Annotated in this window: 14 protein-coding genes; 7 read left to right on the top strand and 7 right to left on the bottom strand. The window is 38.7% G+C overall.

Translation table 11 applies throughout. The features are described from left to right. Positions 1–65: 65 nt before the first annotated feature. Both secA and mutT read left to right on the top strand, forming a co-directional pair. On the top strand, positions 66–2777 hold the full coding sequence (secA, locus tag EL244_RS12495; RefSeq protein ID WP_006814994.1) for a preprotein translocase subunit SecA: 2712 nt from the start codon (positions 66–68) through the stop codon (positions 2775–2777). 59 nt (positions 2778–2836) lie between these two features. Beyond that, positions 2837–3235, top strand: coding sequence for an 8-oxo-dGTP diphosphatase MutT (mutT, locus tag EL244_RS12490; protein ID WP_126461284.1), 399 nt, complete (start codon positions 2837–2839; stop codon positions 3233–3235). A gap of 76 nt (positions 3236–3311) precedes the next feature. Here the strand turns inward: mutT and yacG are convergent, their stop codons facing one another. From yacG to ampD, 7 genes are all read right to left on the bottom strand, one after another. Beyond that, on the bottom strand, positions 3312–3509 hold the full coding sequence (gene yacG, locus EL244_RS12485; RefSeq protein ID WP_126461281.1) for a DNA gyrase inhibitor YacG: 198 nt from the start codon (positions 3507–3509) through the stop codon (positions 3312–3314). A 16-nt stretch (positions 3510–3525) separates the two neighbouring features. After that, a complete protein-coding gene (gene zapD / locus EL244_RS12480; RefSeq protein ID WP_126461278.1) occupies positions 3526–4284 on the bottom strand; it encodes a cell division protein ZapD in 759 nt (252 codons plus the stop codon). A gap of 8 nt (positions 4285–4292) precedes the next feature. Then, positions 4293–4898: a dephospho-CoA kinase gene (gene coaE, locus EL244_RS12475; RefSeq protein WP_126461275.1), complete on the bottom strand. Its 606-nt coding sequence runs from the start codon at positions 4896–4898 to the stop codon at positions 4293–4295. A 156-nt stretch (positions 4899–5054) separates the two neighbouring features. Further along, the gene (locus tag EL244_RS12470) at positions 5055–6242 is read right to left on the bottom strand and encodes a type II secretion system F family protein (protein WP_126461272.1); all 1188 of its coding nucleotides are present in this window, start codon (positions 6240–6242) and stop codon (positions 5055–5057) included. Further along, complete coding sequence (locus EL244_RS12465; RefSeq protein WP_126461269.1) at positions 6242–7639, bottom strand: ATPase, T2SS/T4P/T4SS family; 1398 nt, start codon at positions 7637–7639, stop codon at positions 6242–6244. The genes EL244_RS12470 and EL244_RS12465 overlap by 1 nt, the downstream gene beginning before the upstream one ends. 141 nt (positions 7640–7780) lie before the next feature. Continuing rightward, positions 7781–8077 carry a prepilin-type N-terminal cleavage/methylation domain-containing protein gene (locus EL244_RS18150; RefSeq protein WP_336426527.1) on the bottom strand — a complete coding sequence of 99 codons (297 nt, stop codon included), beginning with the start codon at positions 8075–8077 and terminating at the stop codon, positions 7781–7783. Positions 8078–8351: 274 nt separating this feature from the next. After that, complete coding sequence (gene ampD, locus EL244_RS12455) at positions 8352–8888, bottom strand: 1,6-anhydro-N-acetylmuramyl-L-alanine amidase AmpD (RefSeq protein WP_272519364.1); 537 nt, start codon at positions 8886–8888, stop codon at positions 8352–8354. 106 nt (positions 8889–8994) lie between these two features. On the opposite strand from ampD, the gene nadC reads away from it, so the two are divergent. The 5 genes from nadC to lpdA all read left to right on the top strand — a co-directional run bounded on the left by nadC (position 8995) and on the right by lpdA (position 17603). Continuing rightward, positions 8995–9897 carry a carboxylating nicotinate-nucleotide diphosphorylase gene (gene nadC / locus EL244_RS12450; protein WP_126461266.1) on the top strand — a complete coding sequence of 301 codons (903 nt, stop codon included), beginning with the start codon at positions 8995–8997 and terminating at the stop codon, positions 9895–9897. A gap of 595 nt (positions 9898–10492) precedes the next feature. Beyond that, positions 10493–11263, top strand: coding sequence for a pyruvate dehydrogenase complex transcriptional repressor PdhR (gene pdhR / locus EL244_RS12445; RefSeq protein ID WP_006814983.1), 771 nt, complete (start codon positions 10493–10495; stop codon positions 11261–11263). Between the two features lie 164 nt (positions 11264–11427). Continuing rightward, positions 11428–14094, top strand: coding sequence for a pyruvate dehydrogenase (acetyl-transferring), homodimeric type (gene aceE / locus EL244_RS12440; RefSeq protein ID WP_126461263.1), 2667 nt, complete (start codon positions 11428–11430; stop codon positions 14092–14094). 13 nt (positions 14095–14107) lie between these two features. Continuing rightward, positions 14108–15970, top strand: coding sequence for a pyruvate dehydrogenase complex dihydrolipoyllysine-residue acetyltransferase (aceF, locus tag EL244_RS12435; RefSeq protein WP_126461260.1), 1863 nt, complete (start codon positions 14108–14110; stop codon positions 15968–15970). 205 nt (positions 15971–16175) lie between these two features. Beyond that, the gene (gene lpdA / locus EL244_RS12430; RefSeq protein WP_039855129.1) at positions 16176–17603 is read left to right on the top strand and encodes a dihydrolipoyl dehydrogenase; all 1428 of its coding nucleotides are present in this window, start codon (positions 16176–16178) and stop codon (positions 17601–17603) included. The last annotated feature ends 243 nt before the right edge of the window (positions 17604–17846 follow it).

Below are 17846 nucleotides of genomic sequence, written 5' to 3'. Positions count from 1 at the left end.
TGGGATGCTATTGTTTTTTATCACGAATTTATTCTAATAATTAACTGATTTACCTGAGAAAAAATATGTTAACTAAATTATTAACCAAAGTATTTGGTAGCCGTAATGAGCGTACACTGCGTCGTTTACGCAAAGAAGTAGAAAAAATTAACCGTCTAGAGCCTGAGTTTGAAAAACTATCTGACGAAGAACTAAAAGCAAAAACAACAGAATTTCGTGAGCGTATTAAGCAAGGTGAAAGCATTGAAAATATTATTCCTGAAGCATTTGCTACTGTGCGTGAAGCCAGTAAACGTGTATTCGGGATGCGCCATTTCGACGTCCAATTAATTGGTGGTATGGTGCTTAATGAGCGTTGTATCGCAGAGATGCGTACAGGTGAAGGTAAAACATTAACGGCTACATTACCGGCATATGTGAATGCGTTATCTGGTAAGGGCGTTCACGTTGTTACCGTGAACGATTATTTGGCAAAACGTGATGCTGAAAATAACCGTCCACTATTTGAATTTTTAGGCTTAACGGTTGGTATCAATTTATCCGGTATGGCTGCGCCAGCGAAACGTCAAGCATATGCGGCAGATATTACTTATGGTACTAACAACGAATTTGGTTTCGACTATTTACGTGACAACATGGCATTCAGCCCTGAAGAGCGAGTTCAACGCAAATTGCACTATGCGTTAGTGGATGAGGTGGATTCAATTTTAATTGATGAGGCTCGTACACCACTCATTATTTCTGGTCCTGCGGAAGATAGTTCGGATCTGTATACTCAAGTTGATAAATTAATTCCAAAATTAATTCGTCAAGAGAAGGAAGATTCAGATACTTTCCAAGGTGAAGGTCACTTCTCCGTAGATGAAAAATCTCGTCAAGTTACTATCACTGAGCGTGGTTTAGTCTTGGTTGAAGAGTTACTAGTGAATGCCGGTCTTATGGATGAAGGCGAATCTTTGTATTCACCATCGAATATCATGCTTATGCACCATGTTATGGCAGGTTTACGTGCCCACGCATTATTCACCCGTGATGTTGACTACATTGTTAAAGACAATCAAGTCATTATTGTTGATGAGCATACTGGTCGTACAATGGACGGTCGCCGTTGGTCCGATGGTTTACACCAAGCAGTTGAAGCGAAAGAAGGTGTTGAGATCCACAATGAGAACCAAACTCTTGCCTCAATAACATTCCAGAATTATTTCCGCTTATATGAAAAATTAGCTGGTATGACGGGTACTGCGGATACTGAGGCATTTGAATTTAGCTCTATTTATAAGCTTGATACCATTGTTATCCCAACTAACCGTCCAATGGTGCGTAAAGATTTACCTGATTTAGTCTATATGACAGAAGCAGATAAATTTGAAGCCATCATTGAAGATATCCGTGAAAGAACAGCGAAAGGTCAACCGGTGCTGGTTGGTACTATCTCAATTGAAAAATCTGAGATGATTTCTAATGCGCTGAATAAAGCAAAAATTGCGCATAATGTTTTGAATGCTAAATTCCACTCAATGGAAGCAGATATCATTGCTAATGCGGGGCAATCTGGTGCAGTAACTATCGCAACTAACATGGCTGGTCGTGGTACTGATATTGTATTAGGTGGCAGCTGGCAGTCAGAAGTTGCGGCATTAGAAGAGCCAACTCAAGAACAAATTGATGAAATCAAGGCTAATTGGAAAATTCGTCATGATGAAGTTTTAGCTGCGGGCGGTTTACATATTATTGGTACTGAGCGCCATGAATCTCGTCGTATTGATAACCAGTTACGTGGTCGTGCGGGTCGTCAAGGGGATGCGGGTTCTTCACGTTTCTATTTATCCATGGAAGATGCATTAATGCGTATCTTTGCTTCTGATCGTGTCACTGGCATGATGAAAAAGCTGGGTATGAAACCGGGTGAAGCTATTGAGCATCCTTGGGTAACTAAAGCTATCGCAAACGCACAACGTAAAGTTGAAAGTCGTAACTTTGATATTCGTAAACAGTTACTTGAATATGATGATGTTGCAAGTGACCAACGCCGTGCTATTTATTCTCAGCGTAATGAATTGTTGGATGGCGGTGATATCAAAGAAACAGTTGATAGCATTCGTGAAGATGTATTGTCGACGACAATGGATGCTTATATCCCACCTCAATCACTTGAAGAAATGTGGGATATTGATGGTCTACATAAACGCTTAGTGAGTGATTTCGACCTCGATCTACCAATCAAAGAGTGGTTAGATAAAGAGCCTGAGTTACATGAAGAAACTCTGCGTGAACGTATTATGGAAAAAGCGATTGAAATTTATCAACGTAAAGAGGAAATCGTTGGTGAAGAAGCCATGCGTAACTTTGAAAAAGGGGTTATGTTACAAACTCTGGACACATTGTGGAAAGAGCATTTGGCTTCTATGGACTATTTACGCCAAGGTATCCATTTACGTGGTTATGCACAAAAAGATCCAAAACAAGAGTACAAACGTGAATCTTTCAGTATGTTTGCAAGTATGTTGGAAGCGCTGAAGTATGAAGTGATCAGTACCTTGTCTAAAGTGCAAGTTCGCTTACCTGAAGAAGTTGAAGCATTAGAACAACAGCGTCGTGAAGAAGCAGAACGTCTAGCTAAGAAACAGCATTTAAGTCATGCGACTGAAACTGAGTCATTAATGACAGAAGCTGAAGCAAAAATTGCAACTCAAGGGAATAAGATTGGTCGTAATGACCCATGTCCTTGTGGTTCAGGTAAAAAATACAAACAGTGTCATGGACGTTTGAATTAATAGAGATTCATTGATTATTAAATAAAGGCGGGGATTCCCGCCTTTTTAACGAAGAAATTATGGAAAAAAAACATTTACATATTGCAGCGGGAATTATTCGAACTGCTCAGCAACATATTTTTATAACCCAACGTCCTGAAGGTACTCATATGGCAGGCTTTTGGGAGTTTCCTGGTGGGAAGCTAGAGCAAGGCGAGCTTCCGGAAGATGCTTTGATTCGGGAGTTAGAAGAGGAAGTTGGGATCATAGTAACTGATTGTAGTTTGTTTCATCGAGTTGACCATGAATTTGACGATAGGTTTATTACACTCTATTTCTTTATGGTTTCTGATTGGCGGAATGAACCTTATGGAAGAGAGGGACAAAAATCTCGTTGGATTGATCAGGAAGACTTAATTGCTGATGAATTCCCACCAGCGAATCGAGTTATTGTTGATATGCTGACAAAAGCAGTCTAATTACTCAGGATCAATGTTTAACTTGTGGAAAATAGACACGGAAGACTATTTTCCACGGTTGATAGCCTATTAACCATTAATGATCAGGTTGCTCACTCCAGTTATCGCTATCGGAAATATCCCCTTGGCTTCCAATTCGTTTCTCTTCAGCGGCCCATTCACCCAAGTCAATCAGTTGACAGCGCTTACAACAAAATGGGCGATAAGGGCTATTTTCATTCCAAATCACTACTTTTTGGCACGTTGGACAATTTACTTCAATCACTTCGTTCATACTTCTATTCCCAAAACTAACAGCAGGCTAGCTGAAAATTAATCACTTCGGGGAGTATACCATTCTCACTATCAATGTGCAGAAAACGTAGTGCAAAACGATTTTTGTGCCCAGATATTTGTGGGTAGATCAAATCGTCGGGGCTGAGCTTAATACGTAGTAATTCTTTACCTTCCACATTACCTTGGTAAAAACCATTATGAGATTGCCTATCTTCAAAGTGACTATTCTGGCGAATAAGTGAGAGAACAGTCTGTAGTGCTTCATGTAAAGGGTCGATACTTGTTAGCCACATTTTGATTTCATCACTCCGCTCTGTTTGAGGGATATGCAACCATAACTGCAGGGTAGGAAGATCGAAATTACAGCAGCCACCAGGAATGCTAAGACGTTGACGAACCATACTGATAATTTTATCTGTTCTGAGCAAGTGACCGAATCGTGGTGCTGAAGTCAGAATAGATAGCTTATTGGATAAATCATCGGTTAAGGATGTGAGTAGTTGCTTATCCACATTGGGGGATTCAGCCCAATTCAATAACTTTGTTTTATATTTCTCTAATTCTTTTATTAGGTCAGTACGGACTTCGCCTCTATCTAAAATTTCGATGAGCTCGGAAACTGAGCGAAAAAAGGCAATCCCAGATGCATAGGAAGTAATATTACTCTGCTCATAAATTTGTAATAGCAGGGTTTCAAGGCGTAACCAAGAACGAATTTTTTCATTCATTGGGTATTCATAAGTGACCAAGTTTGTATCTGTTTGTTCGCCCATGTGTATTCCTATTCTTTTATTTCTGCGAGTGCTAAATATTTTTTATGCAGCTCTATAACTCTATCAGTGATGTTTGTATCATTTGTATGGTTCGTAATAATATCATCAGCATAAGACAATCTTTTTTCTCGACTGACTTGAGCATCTAATATCTTGATAGCTTGCTCTTGACTGATGTTATCTCGCTTTACTGTTCTCTCAATTTGTTCTTCTTTGGTGACATCAACAACTAAAACTCGATTAGCTAAATGAGAGATATTATTTTCGATCAATAAAGGTACAACCCATAAGACATATGGAAATTTAGATTGCTGTAGCTGTTTCTTGGTTTCTTGCTGTATCAATGGATGAAGTAATGTATTCAACCATTTTTTTTCTTTAGGTTGAGAGAAGATGATCTCTCTTAGGCGAGCTCTATTCAGCATACCATCAGAGTTCAAGATATCTTGTCCAAAATGTTGTGTAATGTAGCCTAATGCCGGAGTATTAGGCTCGACAATTTGCCGAGCAATAACATCCGCATCAACAATAGGGACTCCAAGTTTAGAAAACTGGTTGGCAATCGTTGTTTTACCACTACCAATACCACCAGTGAGAGCAACTATATAAGGCATAAATTGATTCATTAACTAATTAGAAATAAAACAGGTTACACCGAAACTTTAAGTTTGTCTGTATACAATTCAATCTGAATTATAGGATTAATATATATATGTGACATCGCGCTATTTTTTATCATCTAAAATTTATAATCTCAATTAAGTAATAACTTAAACACCAGAAATGGCATTTCCTAAGTTAAATATCGGTAAGTACATAGCTAGCATAATTAAGCAGATAAAGCTCGCAATCAGAATAAGTAAGATTGGCTCTATACTTTTTAAACGTTGCTCGGTAATAGATATATATTGCTCCATGTAATAATTAAATAAATATAATGTAAAATGTTCAAGTTTTCCAGATTCTTCTGCAATTGAAATAAGTTGAATAGCTAAGCTAGGGAATAAACTTGTTTTTTTCATCGACTCTGATAATGACTCACCTTTAATGATGGATTGGTAAATGAACTGGCAATCATTATTGTATCTTTTATTGGTGATAGTCTTAATTGAGCATTTTAAACATTCAGAAAGTGGTAGCCCAGAGCTCAATGTGGAGGATACAGTTAAAAAATATAAATTTAAATTATTCAATTTTAGTATGTAATTAATATATGGAATCCTACTTATTATAGCTACTATGCATTCTGATAACTTCATTTTGAAATGGATTACTAGCAATCCAACGGTGAAAAATATTATAGATAATAATTCTATTCTTGCACTAATAAAATGAGAGATAGAAATTAAAATAAGAGTGATTGATGGTAATTGATGTTGAAAGCTAGCGTAAATTTCTGCAAATTGAGGAATGACGAAAATTAGCATAATGACTAAAATTAGGCTTGAGAAAATAAGTAAAGTTATAGGGTAACGTAATGCTTTTTTGATTATCAAAGCAGTTTCTTTTTTGTGTTCAAGCATACCTTTAATGATGAGGAAACTCTCCTCATATTTTCCAGTATTTTCCGCAAGTAATATTAGGCTAATAATTGTGCTATCAAATATCTTTGGATGTTCACTTAAATTTTTAGTAAGCATTTCTCCATTTTCAAGATTCCTAATGATTTCCCGAATAATATTTTTCCATAAAGGAAGTTGACAATTAGTTTGTAGAAGATGAAAACATTGAAGTAGGCTGATTCCTGACGAACTTAATATGCTTAATTGATGAAAGAAATGGATTCTAAAATCTAAATTAACTTTATCTAAGATGAAAATGGATTTTAATTTTATTATAATTGGTGTTTCTCCTTGTTCCAATAGATATAAAAAAGCCTGTTTTTTATTTTTAGCAATGAGAGTGCTATGGATATAATGATTATTATTATTTATAGATTTATAATTATAAACGAACATTAGTAATTAGCCTCCGAACCTATTACCGAGTAAAGTTCTTGTAAAGTTGTTTCCCCTGAGTCAATAAGTTCTAATCCGGATTGAAATAAACATTTGAAATTACTTAGAGGTTTATTTGATTTTAGAAATAACTGTTCTAATTGTTGCTGACTAAGATATTCATAAATAGCTGTACGCCCCATAAATCCAGAAAAGCAGCGCTCACATCCTTTTGCTTGCCGTTCATTAACAGAGTGACCGTCATCAATTTGAATTTTTACACTATTTGACTGTTTACAATGAGGACATAATTTTCGTATTAGTCGTTGGGCAATAACCATTTTTAAACAAGCTTGAAGTTGTGTTTTATCAATACCCAGTTGCTCCATTCGAGTAATTGCACTGATAGTGCAATTAGTGTGTAACGTGGATAATACTAGATGACCAGTTTGTGCTGCTCTAGTGGCTATTTGTGCGGTCTCTTCATCTCTGATTTCACCTATCATAATGACATCAGGATCTTGACGTAGAAGTGCTCGTAAAATATAGGCAAAAGTCAGACCATATTTTTCATGAACTTGAGTTTGATTTATTCCTGAAAGAGGGATCTCTATTGGATCTTCTATAGTTGAAATATTTCTGTAAGACTGATTAAGATATTCCAGGGCGCTGTATAAGGTAACTGTTTTCCCACTTCCGGTAGGACCAGTAACGAGTATTAATCCTTGAGGCCTTTGCAAGTTACTTTTTAGTAATGGTAATAGTGATGAGCACATACCTAAGTTTTCAATAGAATATTTAAGTTGTGTATTAAGTAACCTGAGCACCAACTTTTCTCCGTAGATTGTTGGCATGCTCGATAGCCGGATACTGAAATTTTGTCCTTCAAAAAACCAACTCATTTGGCCATCTTGAGGAACTCTCTTTTCTGCAATATTCATTTTTGCCAGTATTTTTATACGAGCAATTATTTCATTATTAATTTCATGTGGTGGAGATGGTACAACATATAATTTACCATCAACGCGTAAGCGAATTTTAACTGTTAGTTTTGTTGGTTCAATATGAATATCAGATGAGCGCTTACGTACTGCCATTTTTAGCAAGTCCTCTACAAAACCAACAGCTGGAGACGTTGCATTGACAGGCTCATTATTGACTTGATACTCTTTTTCTTCTTCATTAATCTCTATAACTTGGCGATTAAAGTAATGGTCAATTTTTTGTTTTTGCCATATTTCATAGCAGACAGGTACGCTTGCAATAAATCTTAATGTGGAAAGTAAGTTATCACTAGGCTTTTCTAAGGTGGCAATAGAAAGTCTTTTTTCATTGTAATCAATAATAACTATATAATTCTTATCACATAATATTTTTAACTCTTTAAAAATATATTGATTATCTTTTGCAGAGTTCATATTAATCCCTTAATTAAAAACTGAGTGTTTTTTCACATAATGCTTTTAGATCCGCATCATTATCAGACTTACACTCAATAGACCATTGAAATTGAGTGTTATTTGTTGAATCTAAAGGAGTTAATGTCCCAGAAAGCTTTGTTAATGTTTTATCCCCTGAAAAATGAATAACACCAGATTTGACATCAATATTTTTAAATACTTTCCTTTAATTCCACTAGGAATATTGTTTTTCCCTCCATTACATCCAAGGAAGCTCCCTTGATTAAAACTACATAATTCCACACTATTTTTATAAGATAGGAGCGTTTGTAGCACATCTGTCATTGCTGCTTTTTGCATATAACCTTGATATCCTGGAATTGCGATCGCGCTTAATATTGAAATTATTGCTATAACAACCATTATTTCGATAAGTGAAAATCCTTTTTGATTCATGAATAAGCCTCCCTGGTTAATAGAGGCTCTATAATAATTTAATTATTTAGTAAATTTACTTATTGAAAATTAAGATTACGAGTAGCTTAGTAAGTTTATTCTGTAATTTGTTATCGGTGACATTTTTTTTCGAAGCGGTTCGCAAATTTAGATTAAGAAATTTTTTTGATACTAAATTAGGTATTAAATATTGCTATAAATAAAAGAATGGTGAAGGGATTGGCTAATCAACCATTATGATTATTAGCCAATAAAGTAGGATGGAAATTTAATTTTATAGGGCACTTTTATATTGTTTCCAATCAAAGTAAGGACCTGGGTCAGTTTTACGGCTGGGAGCAATATTACTATGACCTGTAATATTGTGTTTAATTTGTGGGTACTGTGAAATTAACAGCTTAGTTAGTTTAGTTAGTGCTATATATTGATATTCTGTAAAAGCTTCAAAATCAGTACCTTCTAACTCAATGCCGATAGAAAAGTCATTACATTTTTCTCTGCCTTGATAGCTAGATTGACCCGCATGCCACGCACGTTTATTAAAAGGAACATATTGAATAATTTCACCGTTACGGCGAATCAAACAATGGGCTGAAACTTTTAAATGTTGGATCTCTTGAAAGAATGGGTGCTCATTAGGATCTAAGGTACCCATAAATAACTGATTAATATATGGGCCACCAAATTGACCTGGTGGAAGACTGATATTGTGAATAACTAAAAGTGATGGATGTTCATCCGTAGGACGCGAATCGCAGTGTGGGGAAGGGATATGAGTCACATTATTTAGCCATCCTTCATGTATTTTCATATCAGTATCCATAGTATGCTCTTTTCTTTTTCTGTAAGTACCCGTAGTTGTTATTGAGAAGATTAGCATAGATGAAATGTTGCGGGTGTATATTTTGGAGCTAGTAATGACTATACGACGTTATGATGAACAAGAACGACGCAAGATATTGATAGAACGGTTAATTGTAGATATTCCTTTTATGGTTACGGTTGCTCTAAAGGAAGATTTGGGGCAACTTGTTGACTATAAAAAAGATATTACAGGGCAATTACTGAATGAAAAAACACAGGCTACTGCAAGGATTATCACCCGAGAAGAAGGAATTTTTTGTGGGCAGAAATGGTTAGAGGAAGTTTTCTACCAATTGGGTAATCAAGTTCAAATTGATTGGAAAGTTCAAGATGGGGATAAGGTTTCACCAAACCAAGTGCTATGCGAAATGCAAGGACCATCACAAATCTTATTAACGGGTGAAAGAACTGCATTAAATTTTATACAGACACTCTCCTCGGTATCGACGGTGACCGCAAAATATGTCATGCAACTTGAAGGTACAAGAACTAAATTATTAGATACCCGTAAAACTATTCCAGGATTACGAAGTGCATTGAAATATGCTGTTTTAATGGGGGGAGGATATAACCACCGTTTAGGTTTATCTGATGCTTATCTCATTAAAGAAAATCACATTATTTCTGCGGGATCAGTAAAACAAGCAATTTCTTTTGCTCGAGAATCTAACCCTGAAGTACCCATTGAGGTTGAAGTTGAAAATTTAGATGAGTTACTGCAAGCCATTAAAGCTAATGCCGATATTATTATGCTTGATAATTTTACAACAGATATGATGAAAGATGCAGTGGTTCTTGCTGATGGTAAAGCGGCTCTTGAAGTTTCGGGGAATGTCACATTAACAACTATTAGAGAGTACGCAGAAACTGGAGTTGATTTTATTTCAGTCGGGGCACTAACAAAGCACATTCATGCGATGGATCTCTCTATGCGCTTTGTAGAACTAAAGCATTAGCCGCTTAATTTTAAAAAGTATGGCTCAAGGTAGCAGGGGTAATAAGATTATAAATCACATTTTGATATTCCCTGCTTCTTTAAACTGAGTGATTCAGTAGCTTGGCCTATATTTAGTTATGAATTCAATGATGATGGTTTCTACTAGAGTGTTTATTAACTCAATAGTTATTGTAAAAATGACATACTGAGAATAAGAACATTTTTTCATCAATGAACTTAACAAGCTAGCAACATTAATTAATGTGCTTTTTGTCTAAATATAAGACAACAACAATAAGTGAATTATTATTCAAATAATTAAGATAAAAAATCAAGCTATGGTTAGCTGTAACGCTTCAGTTTTTATTTTTGAAGCATAAAAAATTAAATTGATGTTAAAACTGCGTACAGCTTGGTCAGAGTTTGGTTATTAATTAATGCTTTTTTTTAAAATTTTTCGTTAAAACTTGCAGGATTTTATGATTTAGCGCAAGGTCTTTATGGACAGATAGTGAATACTTTGTTACTTTATTAAGCCATAAATAAATTGGTATTACCAATTAACACTGGGTACTAGATAATCAATAATTACTCACTCATTGAAATGGCAGATTATGACTTACGGTAAAATTCGCCAACCAAAGTTATCTGATGTAATAGAGCAACGACTCGAACATCTTATTTTCGAGGGGACTTTACGCCCTGGCGAAAAGCTGCCCCCTGAACGTGAACTAGCAAAACAATTCGATGTCTCAAGACCGTCAGTGCGTGAAGCAATTCAAACATTAGAAGCCAAAGGGCTCTTATCTCGCCGGCAAGGTGGAGGTACATTTGTTCAAAAACAGATGTGGCAAAGTTTTAGCGACCCATTGGCAGAGTTACTTACTGGTAATCCTGAATCTCAATTAGACCTCCTTGAAACTCGTCATGCACTGGAAGGTATTGCAGCTTATTATGCTGCTTTACGCGGTACAGAAGAGGATATAGAGCGTATTCGTCAAAGCTATGAACTTATTAAAACAGCGCAGCAAAGTGGTGATCTTAATGCTGAGTCAGATGCAGTATTACAGTATCAACTGATTGTAACGGAAGCAGCCCATAATGTAGTACTGCTGCATTTGTTGCGTTGTATGGTACCAATGTTAGAACAAAATATTCGTCAAAATTTTGAATTCTTATATACCCGCAAAGAGATGTATAACGCGGTGAGTGAACATAGGGAACAAATTTTCTCGGCTATCGTTGCTAGAGAGCCAGAAAAAGCGCGTGAGGCATCACACCGTCATCTCGCATTTATTGAAGACCTACTGTTGGATATTGGTCGAGAGCAAACTCGTCGTGAGCGTTCTTTACGCCGATTACAGCAACATCCTGATTTAAATTAGTAATGTAGATCCTGACTGCTGCGTCTACATTACTCTGAATGCTCTTCTGAGAGTTAAAGCGGCAACTACATCAGGGCCTATCTTCCAGCTGTTTTACAGCAAAATAGCAGGAAGATAGGCTCCATATTAAACATATAAAATAGATAACAGATAAGGAATACACCATGTCAGATATGTTAAAAAATGACGTGGATCCGATTGAAACTCGCGACTGGCTACAGGCGATTGAATCGGTCATCCGTGAAGAAGGTGTTGATCGTGCTCAGTTTATTATCGAACAGGTATTAAGCGAAGCGCGTAAAGGCGGTGTTAGCATTGCCGCTGGTGCATCGAGTAGTTCTGATTATATCAACACTATTTCTGTTGAAGATGAACCCGCATACCCAGGTAACATGGATTTAGAACGCCGTATTCGTTCTGCAATTCGTTGGAACGCAGTAATGACTGTTCTGCGTGCCTCTAAAAAAGATTTGGAACTGGGTGGCCACATGGCATCATTCCAGTCCGCAGCAACGCTATATGAAGTTTGCTTTAACCACTTCTTCCGTGCTCACAACAATAATGACGGTGGAGACTTAGTCTTCTTCCAAGGTCATATCTCTCCGGGGATCTACGCACGTGCATTCTTAGAAGGTCGTTTAACTGAAGAGCAGATGAATAATTTCCGTCAAGAAATTGGTGGTAAAGGGCTGTCTTCTTATCCTCACCCTAAATTAATGCCTGATTTCTGGCAATTCCCAACTGTATCTATGGGGCTAGGTCCTCTAAATGCGATTTATCAAGCGAAATTCTTGAAATATCTGGATAACCGTGGTCTGAAAGATACTTCAGCACAGCGCGTATATGCGTTCTTAGGTGATGGTGAGATGGATGAGCCTGAATCTAAAGGTGCAATTACGATTGCTACTCGCGATAAATTAGATAATTTGGTATTCGTGATTAACTGTAACTTGCAGCGTCTGGATGGTCCAGTAACAGGTAACGGTAAAATTGTTAACGAATTAGAAGGTATCTTCAGCGGTGCTGGCTGGCAAGTTATCAAAGTTATGTGGGGCGACCGTTGGGATGAGCTGCTACGTAAAGATACCAGCGGTAAACTGGTTCAATTGATGAACGAAACGCTTGATGGTGATTACCAAACATTTAAGTCACGCGATGGTGCTTATGTTCGTGAACACTTCTTCAACCGCTACCCAGAAACTGCCGCATTAGTTAAAGACATGACTGATGATGAGATTTGGGCACTGAACCGCGGTGGTCACGATCCGAAGAAAGTGTATGCAGCATTCAAGAAAGCACAAGAAACCAAAGGCAAACCAACTGTTATTTTAGCTCAAACCATCAAAGGTTATGGTATGGGTGAAACTGCAGAAGGTAAAAACATTGCTCACCAAGTTAAGAAAATGAACATGGATGGCGTACGTCACTTCCGTGATCAATTCAATGTGCCAGTTGCTGATGATCAAATTGAAAAACTGCCATTTATCACGTTCGAAAAAGATTCTGAAGAATACAAATATCTGCATGAGCGCCGTCAAGCATTGGGTGGATATTTACCAGCTCGTCGTGCTAAATTCGAAGAGAAACTGGATATCCCAGCTCTGTCTGATTTCAGCCAACTGCTTGAAGAACAATCAAAAGAAATTTCAACAACGATCGCATTTGTTCGTGTTCTGAATGTGATGTTGAAAAACAATTCGATCAAAGAGCGTTTAGTACCAATTATTGCCGATGAGGCTCGTACCTTTGGTATGGAAGGCCTGTTCCGTCAAATTGGTATCTACAGTCCTAAAGGTCAGCAATATACTCCACAAGATCGTGAACAAGTTGCTTACTATAAAGAAGACTCTAAAGGTCAAATTCTACAAGAAGGTATCAACGAGTTAGGTGCTGGTTCTTCATGGTTAGCAGCTGCGACTTCATACAGTACTAACAACCTGCCAATGATTCCATTCTATATCTACTACTCAATGTTTGGTTTCCAACGTATTGGCGACTTAATGTGGGCAGCAGGTGACCAACAAGCTCGCGGCTTCCTGATTGGTGGTACTTCAGGACGTACAACACTGAACGGTGAAGGCTTACAGCACGAAGATGGTCATAGTCATATTCAATCACTGACAATCCCTAACTGTATCTCTTATGATCCAGCTTATGCCTATGAAGTTGCCGTTATCATGCAACACGGTTTAGAGCGTATGTATGGTGAGAAACAAGAGAACGTGTATTACTACATCACAACTCTGAACGAAAACTACCACATGCACGCAATGCCGGAAGGTGTGGAAGACGGTATCCGTAAAGGTATCTATAAACTGGCTTCTGTAGAAGGCAGCAAAGGTAAAGTTCAGTTGTTAGGTTCTGGTTCAATGATGCGTCATGTTCGTGAAGCTGCAGATGTTCTTGCTGCCGAATATGGCATCGGTTCTGACGTATATAGCGTAACTTCATTCACTGAATTGGCTCGTGATGGTCAAGATTGTGAGCGTTGGAATATGCTGCATCCATCAGCAACTCCACGTGTACCGTATGTTGCTCAAGTTATGAATGATGCACCAGCTGTTGCATCTACTGACTATATGAAACTGTTCGCTGAGCAAATTCGTACCTACGTTCCTGCAACGGAGTACCGTGTACTAGGTACTGATGGTTTCGGTCGTTCTGACAGCCGTGAAAATCTGCGTCACCACTTCGAAGTGGATACAACCTATGTCATCGTTGCAGCGTTAGGTGAATTGGCTAAACGTGGTGAGATTGATGTTAAAGTCGTTGAAGAAGCGATTAAAAAATACAACATCAACCCAGATAAAGTTAACCCACGTTTGGCATAAGAGGTAATAATCAATGTCTATTGAAATTCAAGTGCCAGATATCGGTGCTGATGAAGTTGAAGTCACCGAAGTGATGGTTAAAGTTGGTGATAAAGTAGAGGCTGAGCAATCGCTGATCACTGTTGAGGGTGACAAAGCTTCTATGGAAGTCCCATCTCCACAAGCGGGTGTGGTTAAAGAAATTAAAATTGCAGTAGGTGACAAAGTCACTACTGGCAAACTAATCATGATTTTTGATTCTGCAGAGGGCGCATCTGCGCCAGCTGTAGAGGCAGCAGCCCCTGCGGTAGTACCAGCAGCACCAACTGCGGCAGCACTGAAAGAAGTCGCTGTACCTGATATTGGTGGCGATGAAGTTGAAGTTACTGAAATCATGGTTAAAGTTGGTGATGCAATCACCGCTGAACAATCTCTGATTACCGTTGAAGGCGATAAAGCGTCAATGGAAGTACCTGCACCATTTGCTGGTACGGTTAAAGAGATCAAGATTGCGACTGGCGATAAAGTCAAAACTGGCTCGTTGATCATGGTATTTGAAGTTGCTGGCGCGGCACCTGCGGCAGCGGTTTCCGCACCAGCACCTGCAGCGGCACCAACAGCATCTGCAATCAAAGATGTTAATGTACCTGATATCGGTGGCGATGAAGTTGAAGTCACTGAAGTGATGGTAAAAGTTGGCGATACCGTAACGGCTGAACAATCTTTAATCACTGTTGAAGGCGATAAGGCTTCAATGGAGGTACCAGCACCATTCGCAGGTACAGTTAAAGAAATCAAGATTGCGACTGGCGATAAAGTCAAAACTGGCTCATTAATCATGACCTTTGAGGTAGCGGGTGCAGCACCTGCACCTACGGCGGCTCCTGCTTCTGCACCGGTTGCCGCTCCAGCAGCAGCGCCGGTAGCCTCTGCCCCAGCTAAAGCCGCTGATAGCAAAAATGAATTTGTTGAGAACGATGCATATATTCATGCAACACCAGTTATTCGCCGTTTAGCGCGTGAATTTGGTGTTAACTTAGCGAAAGTGAAAGGTACAGGTCGTAAAGGTCGTATCTTACGTGAAGACGTTCAAGCTTACGTTAAAGATGCAATTAAGCGTGCAGAAGCTCCAGCAGCAGCTGGCGGTGGTTTACCGGGTATGCTTCCATGGCCGAAAATTGATTACAGCAAATTTGGTGAAGTTGAAGAAGTTGAACTGGGTCGTATCCAGAAGATTTCTGGCGCTAACCTGAGCCGTAACTGGGTCATGATCCCTCACGTAACGCTGATGGAAGAAGTGGATACTACTGAAGTTGAAGAGTTCCGTAAGCAGCAGAACAAAGAAGCTGAGAAGAAAAAACTGGATGTGAAAATCACTCCACTGGTCTTCGTGATGAAAGCAGTTGCTCGTGCTCTGGAAGAAATGCCACGCTTCAACAGCTCTATTTCAGAAGATGCACAGCGTCTGTTCCTGAAAAAATATATCAACATCGGTATCGCTGTAGATACACCAAATGGCTTAGTGGTTCCTGTTTTCAAAGACGTGAACAAAAAAGGTATTATGGAGTTATCTCGTGAGCTGGGTGAAGTGTCTAAGAAAGCGCGTGCAGGTAAACTGACCGCTGCTGATATGCAAGGCGGTTGCTTCACTATCTCTAGCTTAGGTGGTATCGGAACTACCGGTTTTGCACCAATTGTGAATGCGCCAGAAGTGGCAATTATGGGTCTGTCTCGCTCTTCTATCAAACCAGTTTGGAATGGTAGTGAGTTTGTTCCACGCCTGATCCTGCCAATGTCTCTGTCATTTGACCACCGTGTGATTGATGGCGCTGATGGTGCGCGTTTCATCACGTTAGTTGGACAACTGATGAGCGATATTCGCCGTCTGGTAATGTAACTAATAAGACCGGTCAATTGACCGGTCTGTTTTATTTAGGCTGGGGCGGAGTTTTTCGCTGTTGCAACGAAAGGTTGGGAGTTACATCACGTATTCAGCCTTTTCAGGATGTTAACAATTCTGTAAACTGCTTGCGGTGTGTACTTTACCAGTGGAAAATTCGTTTATTCGGCGGCCCCGCTGGACAAAACAAAAAGAGGTCATGATGAGTACTGAAATTAAAGCCCAAGTTGTTGTGCTTGGTGCAGGCCCTGCAGGGTATTCTGCGGCTTTCCGTTGCGCTGACTTAGGTTTAGAGACTGTTTTGGTAGAGCGTTATTCAACTCTAGGTGGAGTTTGTTTAAACGTAGGTTGTATCCCTTCTAAAGCATTATTACACGTTGCTAAAGTTATCGAAGAAGCTAAAGCATTAGCTGAGCACGGTATCGTGTTTGGTGAGCCAAAAACAGATATCTCCAAAGTTCGCTTGTGGAAAGAAAAAGTTATCACCCAACTGACTGGTGGTTTAGCTGGTATGGCTAAAGGCCGTAAAGTTAATGTTGTTAACGGTCTAGGTAAATTCACTGGCGCTAACACTCTGGTTGTTGAAGGTGAAAACGGCAGCACCACTATCAATTTTGATAATGCGATCATTGCAGCGGGTTCACGTCCAATTGAATTACCATTTATTCCTCATGAAGATCCACGTGTTTGGGATTCAACTGATGCATTAGAACTGAAAGAAGTTCCTGAGCGTCTGCTGGTTATGGGTGGAGGTATCATCGGACTAGAGATGGGTACTGTTTACCATGCACTAGGTTCTCAAATTGATGTGGTTGAAATGTTTGACCAAGTTATCCCTGCGGCGGATAAAGATGTGGTTAAAGTATTCACAAAACAAATCAGCAAAAAATTCAACTTACTGTTAGAAACTAAAGTTACCGCTGTTGAAGCAAAAGAAGACGGTATCTATGTTTCTATGGAAGGTAAAAAAGCGCCAGCAGAGCCACAACGTTACGACGCTGTGTTAGTTGCAATTGGTCGCGTACCTAACGGTAAGAACTTAGACGCAGGTAAAGCAGGCGTTGAAGTTGATGATCGTGGTTTCATCCATGTTGATAAACAAATGCGTACTAACGTACCGCACATCTTTGCTATCGGTGACATCGTTGGTCAACCAATGCTGGCTCACAAAGGTGTTCACGAAGGCCACGTTGCAGCAGAAGTTATCTCTGGTCTGAAACACTACTTCGATCCAAAAGTGATTCCATCAATCGCTTATACTGAACCAGAAGTTGCATGGGTTGGTTTAACTGAGAAAGAAGCGAAAGAGAAAAACATCAGCTACGAAACAGCAACATTCCCATGGGCTGCATCAGGTCGTGCAATTGCATCTGACTGCTCTGAAGGTATGACTAAGCTGATTTTCGATAAGCAATCTAACCGTATTATCGGTGGTGCAGTTGTTGGTGTTAACGGTGGCGAATTACTTGGCGAAATCGGCCTAGCGATTGAAATGGGTTGTGATGCTGAAGATTTAGCATTAACTATTCATGCTCACCCAACACTGTATGAATCAATTGGTATGGCAGCAGAGATCTACGAAGGTAGCATCACTGACTTACCAAACGCGAAAGCAAAAAAGAAAAAGTAATTTTCTTTTTTAGCGAAAAGTAAGCGAATCGAAGACCAAAGCAGAAATGTTTTGGTCTTTTTTATTTTAATTAATAAACAGTATTAACTTATTTTCTTAATTATAGAGTTCTATATTCTTAATAGATGATTTTTCATGAATATAAACCTCAATGTACTTGAAGAGATAATCAATACAATCTTCGATGAAATGAAAAAGCATGGAATCGAGAGCATTAAGCTGGATTCTGATTTTTATTGGAAT

The sequence above is a fragment of the Providencia rustigianii genome (assembly GCF_900637755.1).
Classification (GTDB): Bacteria; Pseudomonadota; Gammaproteobacteria; order Enterobacterales; family Enterobacteriaceae; genus Providencia; species Providencia rustigianii.
The sequence above is the reverse complement of the archived record's forward strand: the minus strand, read 5'-3'. Positions and strand labels throughout refer to the sequence as shown.

Bases quoted from the DNA above. Each gene is read 5' to 3' on its own strand.
- secA (WP_006814994.1), top strand. From the start codon at position 66: ATGTTAACTAAATTATTAACCAAAGTATTTGGTAGCCGTAATGAGCGT.
- mutT (WP_126461284.1), top strand. From the start codon at position 2,837: ATGGAAAAAAAACATTTACATATTGCAGCGGGAATTATTCGAACTGCT.
- yacG (WP_126461281.1), bottom strand. From the start codon at position 3,509: ATGAACGAAGTGATTGAAGTAAATTGTCCAACGTGCCAAAAAGTAGTG.
- zapD (WP_126461278.1), bottom strand. From the start codon at position 4,284: ATGGGCGAACAAACAGATACAAACTTGGTCACTTATGAATACCCAATG.
- coaE (WP_126461275.1), bottom strand. From the start codon at position 4,898: ATGCCTTATATAGTTGCTCTCACTGGTGGTATTGGTAGTGGTAAAACA.
- EL244_RS12470 (WP_126461272.1), bottom strand. From the start codon at position 6,242: ATGTTCGTTTATAATTATAAATCTATAAATAATAATAATCATTATATC.
- EL244_RS12465 (WP_126461269.1), bottom strand. From the start codon at position 7,639: ATGAACTCTGCAAAAGATAATCAATATATTTTTAAAGAGTTAAAAATA.
- EL244_RS18150 (WP_336426527.1), bottom strand. From the start codon at position 8,077: ATGAATCAAAAAGGATTTTCACTTATCGAAATAATGGTTGTTATAGCA.
- ampD (WP_272519364.1), bottom strand. From the start codon at position 8,888: ATGAAAATACATGAAGGATGGCTAAATAATGTGACTCATATCCCTTCC.
- nadC (WP_126461266.1), top strand. From the start codon at position 8,995: ATGACTATACGACGTTATGATGAACAAGAACGACGCAAGATATTGATA.
- pdhR (WP_006814983.1), top strand. From the start codon at position 10,493: ATGACTTACGGTAAAATTCGCCAACCAAAGTTATCTGATGTAATAGAG.
- aceE (WP_126461263.1), top strand. From the start codon at position 11,428: ATGTCAGATATGTTAAAAAATGACGTGGATCCGATTGAAACTCGCGAC.
- aceF (WP_126461260.1), top strand. From the start codon at position 14,108: ATGTCTATTGAAATTCAAGTGCCAGATATCGGTGCTGATGAAGTTGAA.
- lpdA (WP_039855129.1), top strand. From the start codon at position 16,176: ATGAGTACTGAAATTAAAGCCCAAGTTGTTGTGCTTGGTGCAGGCCCT.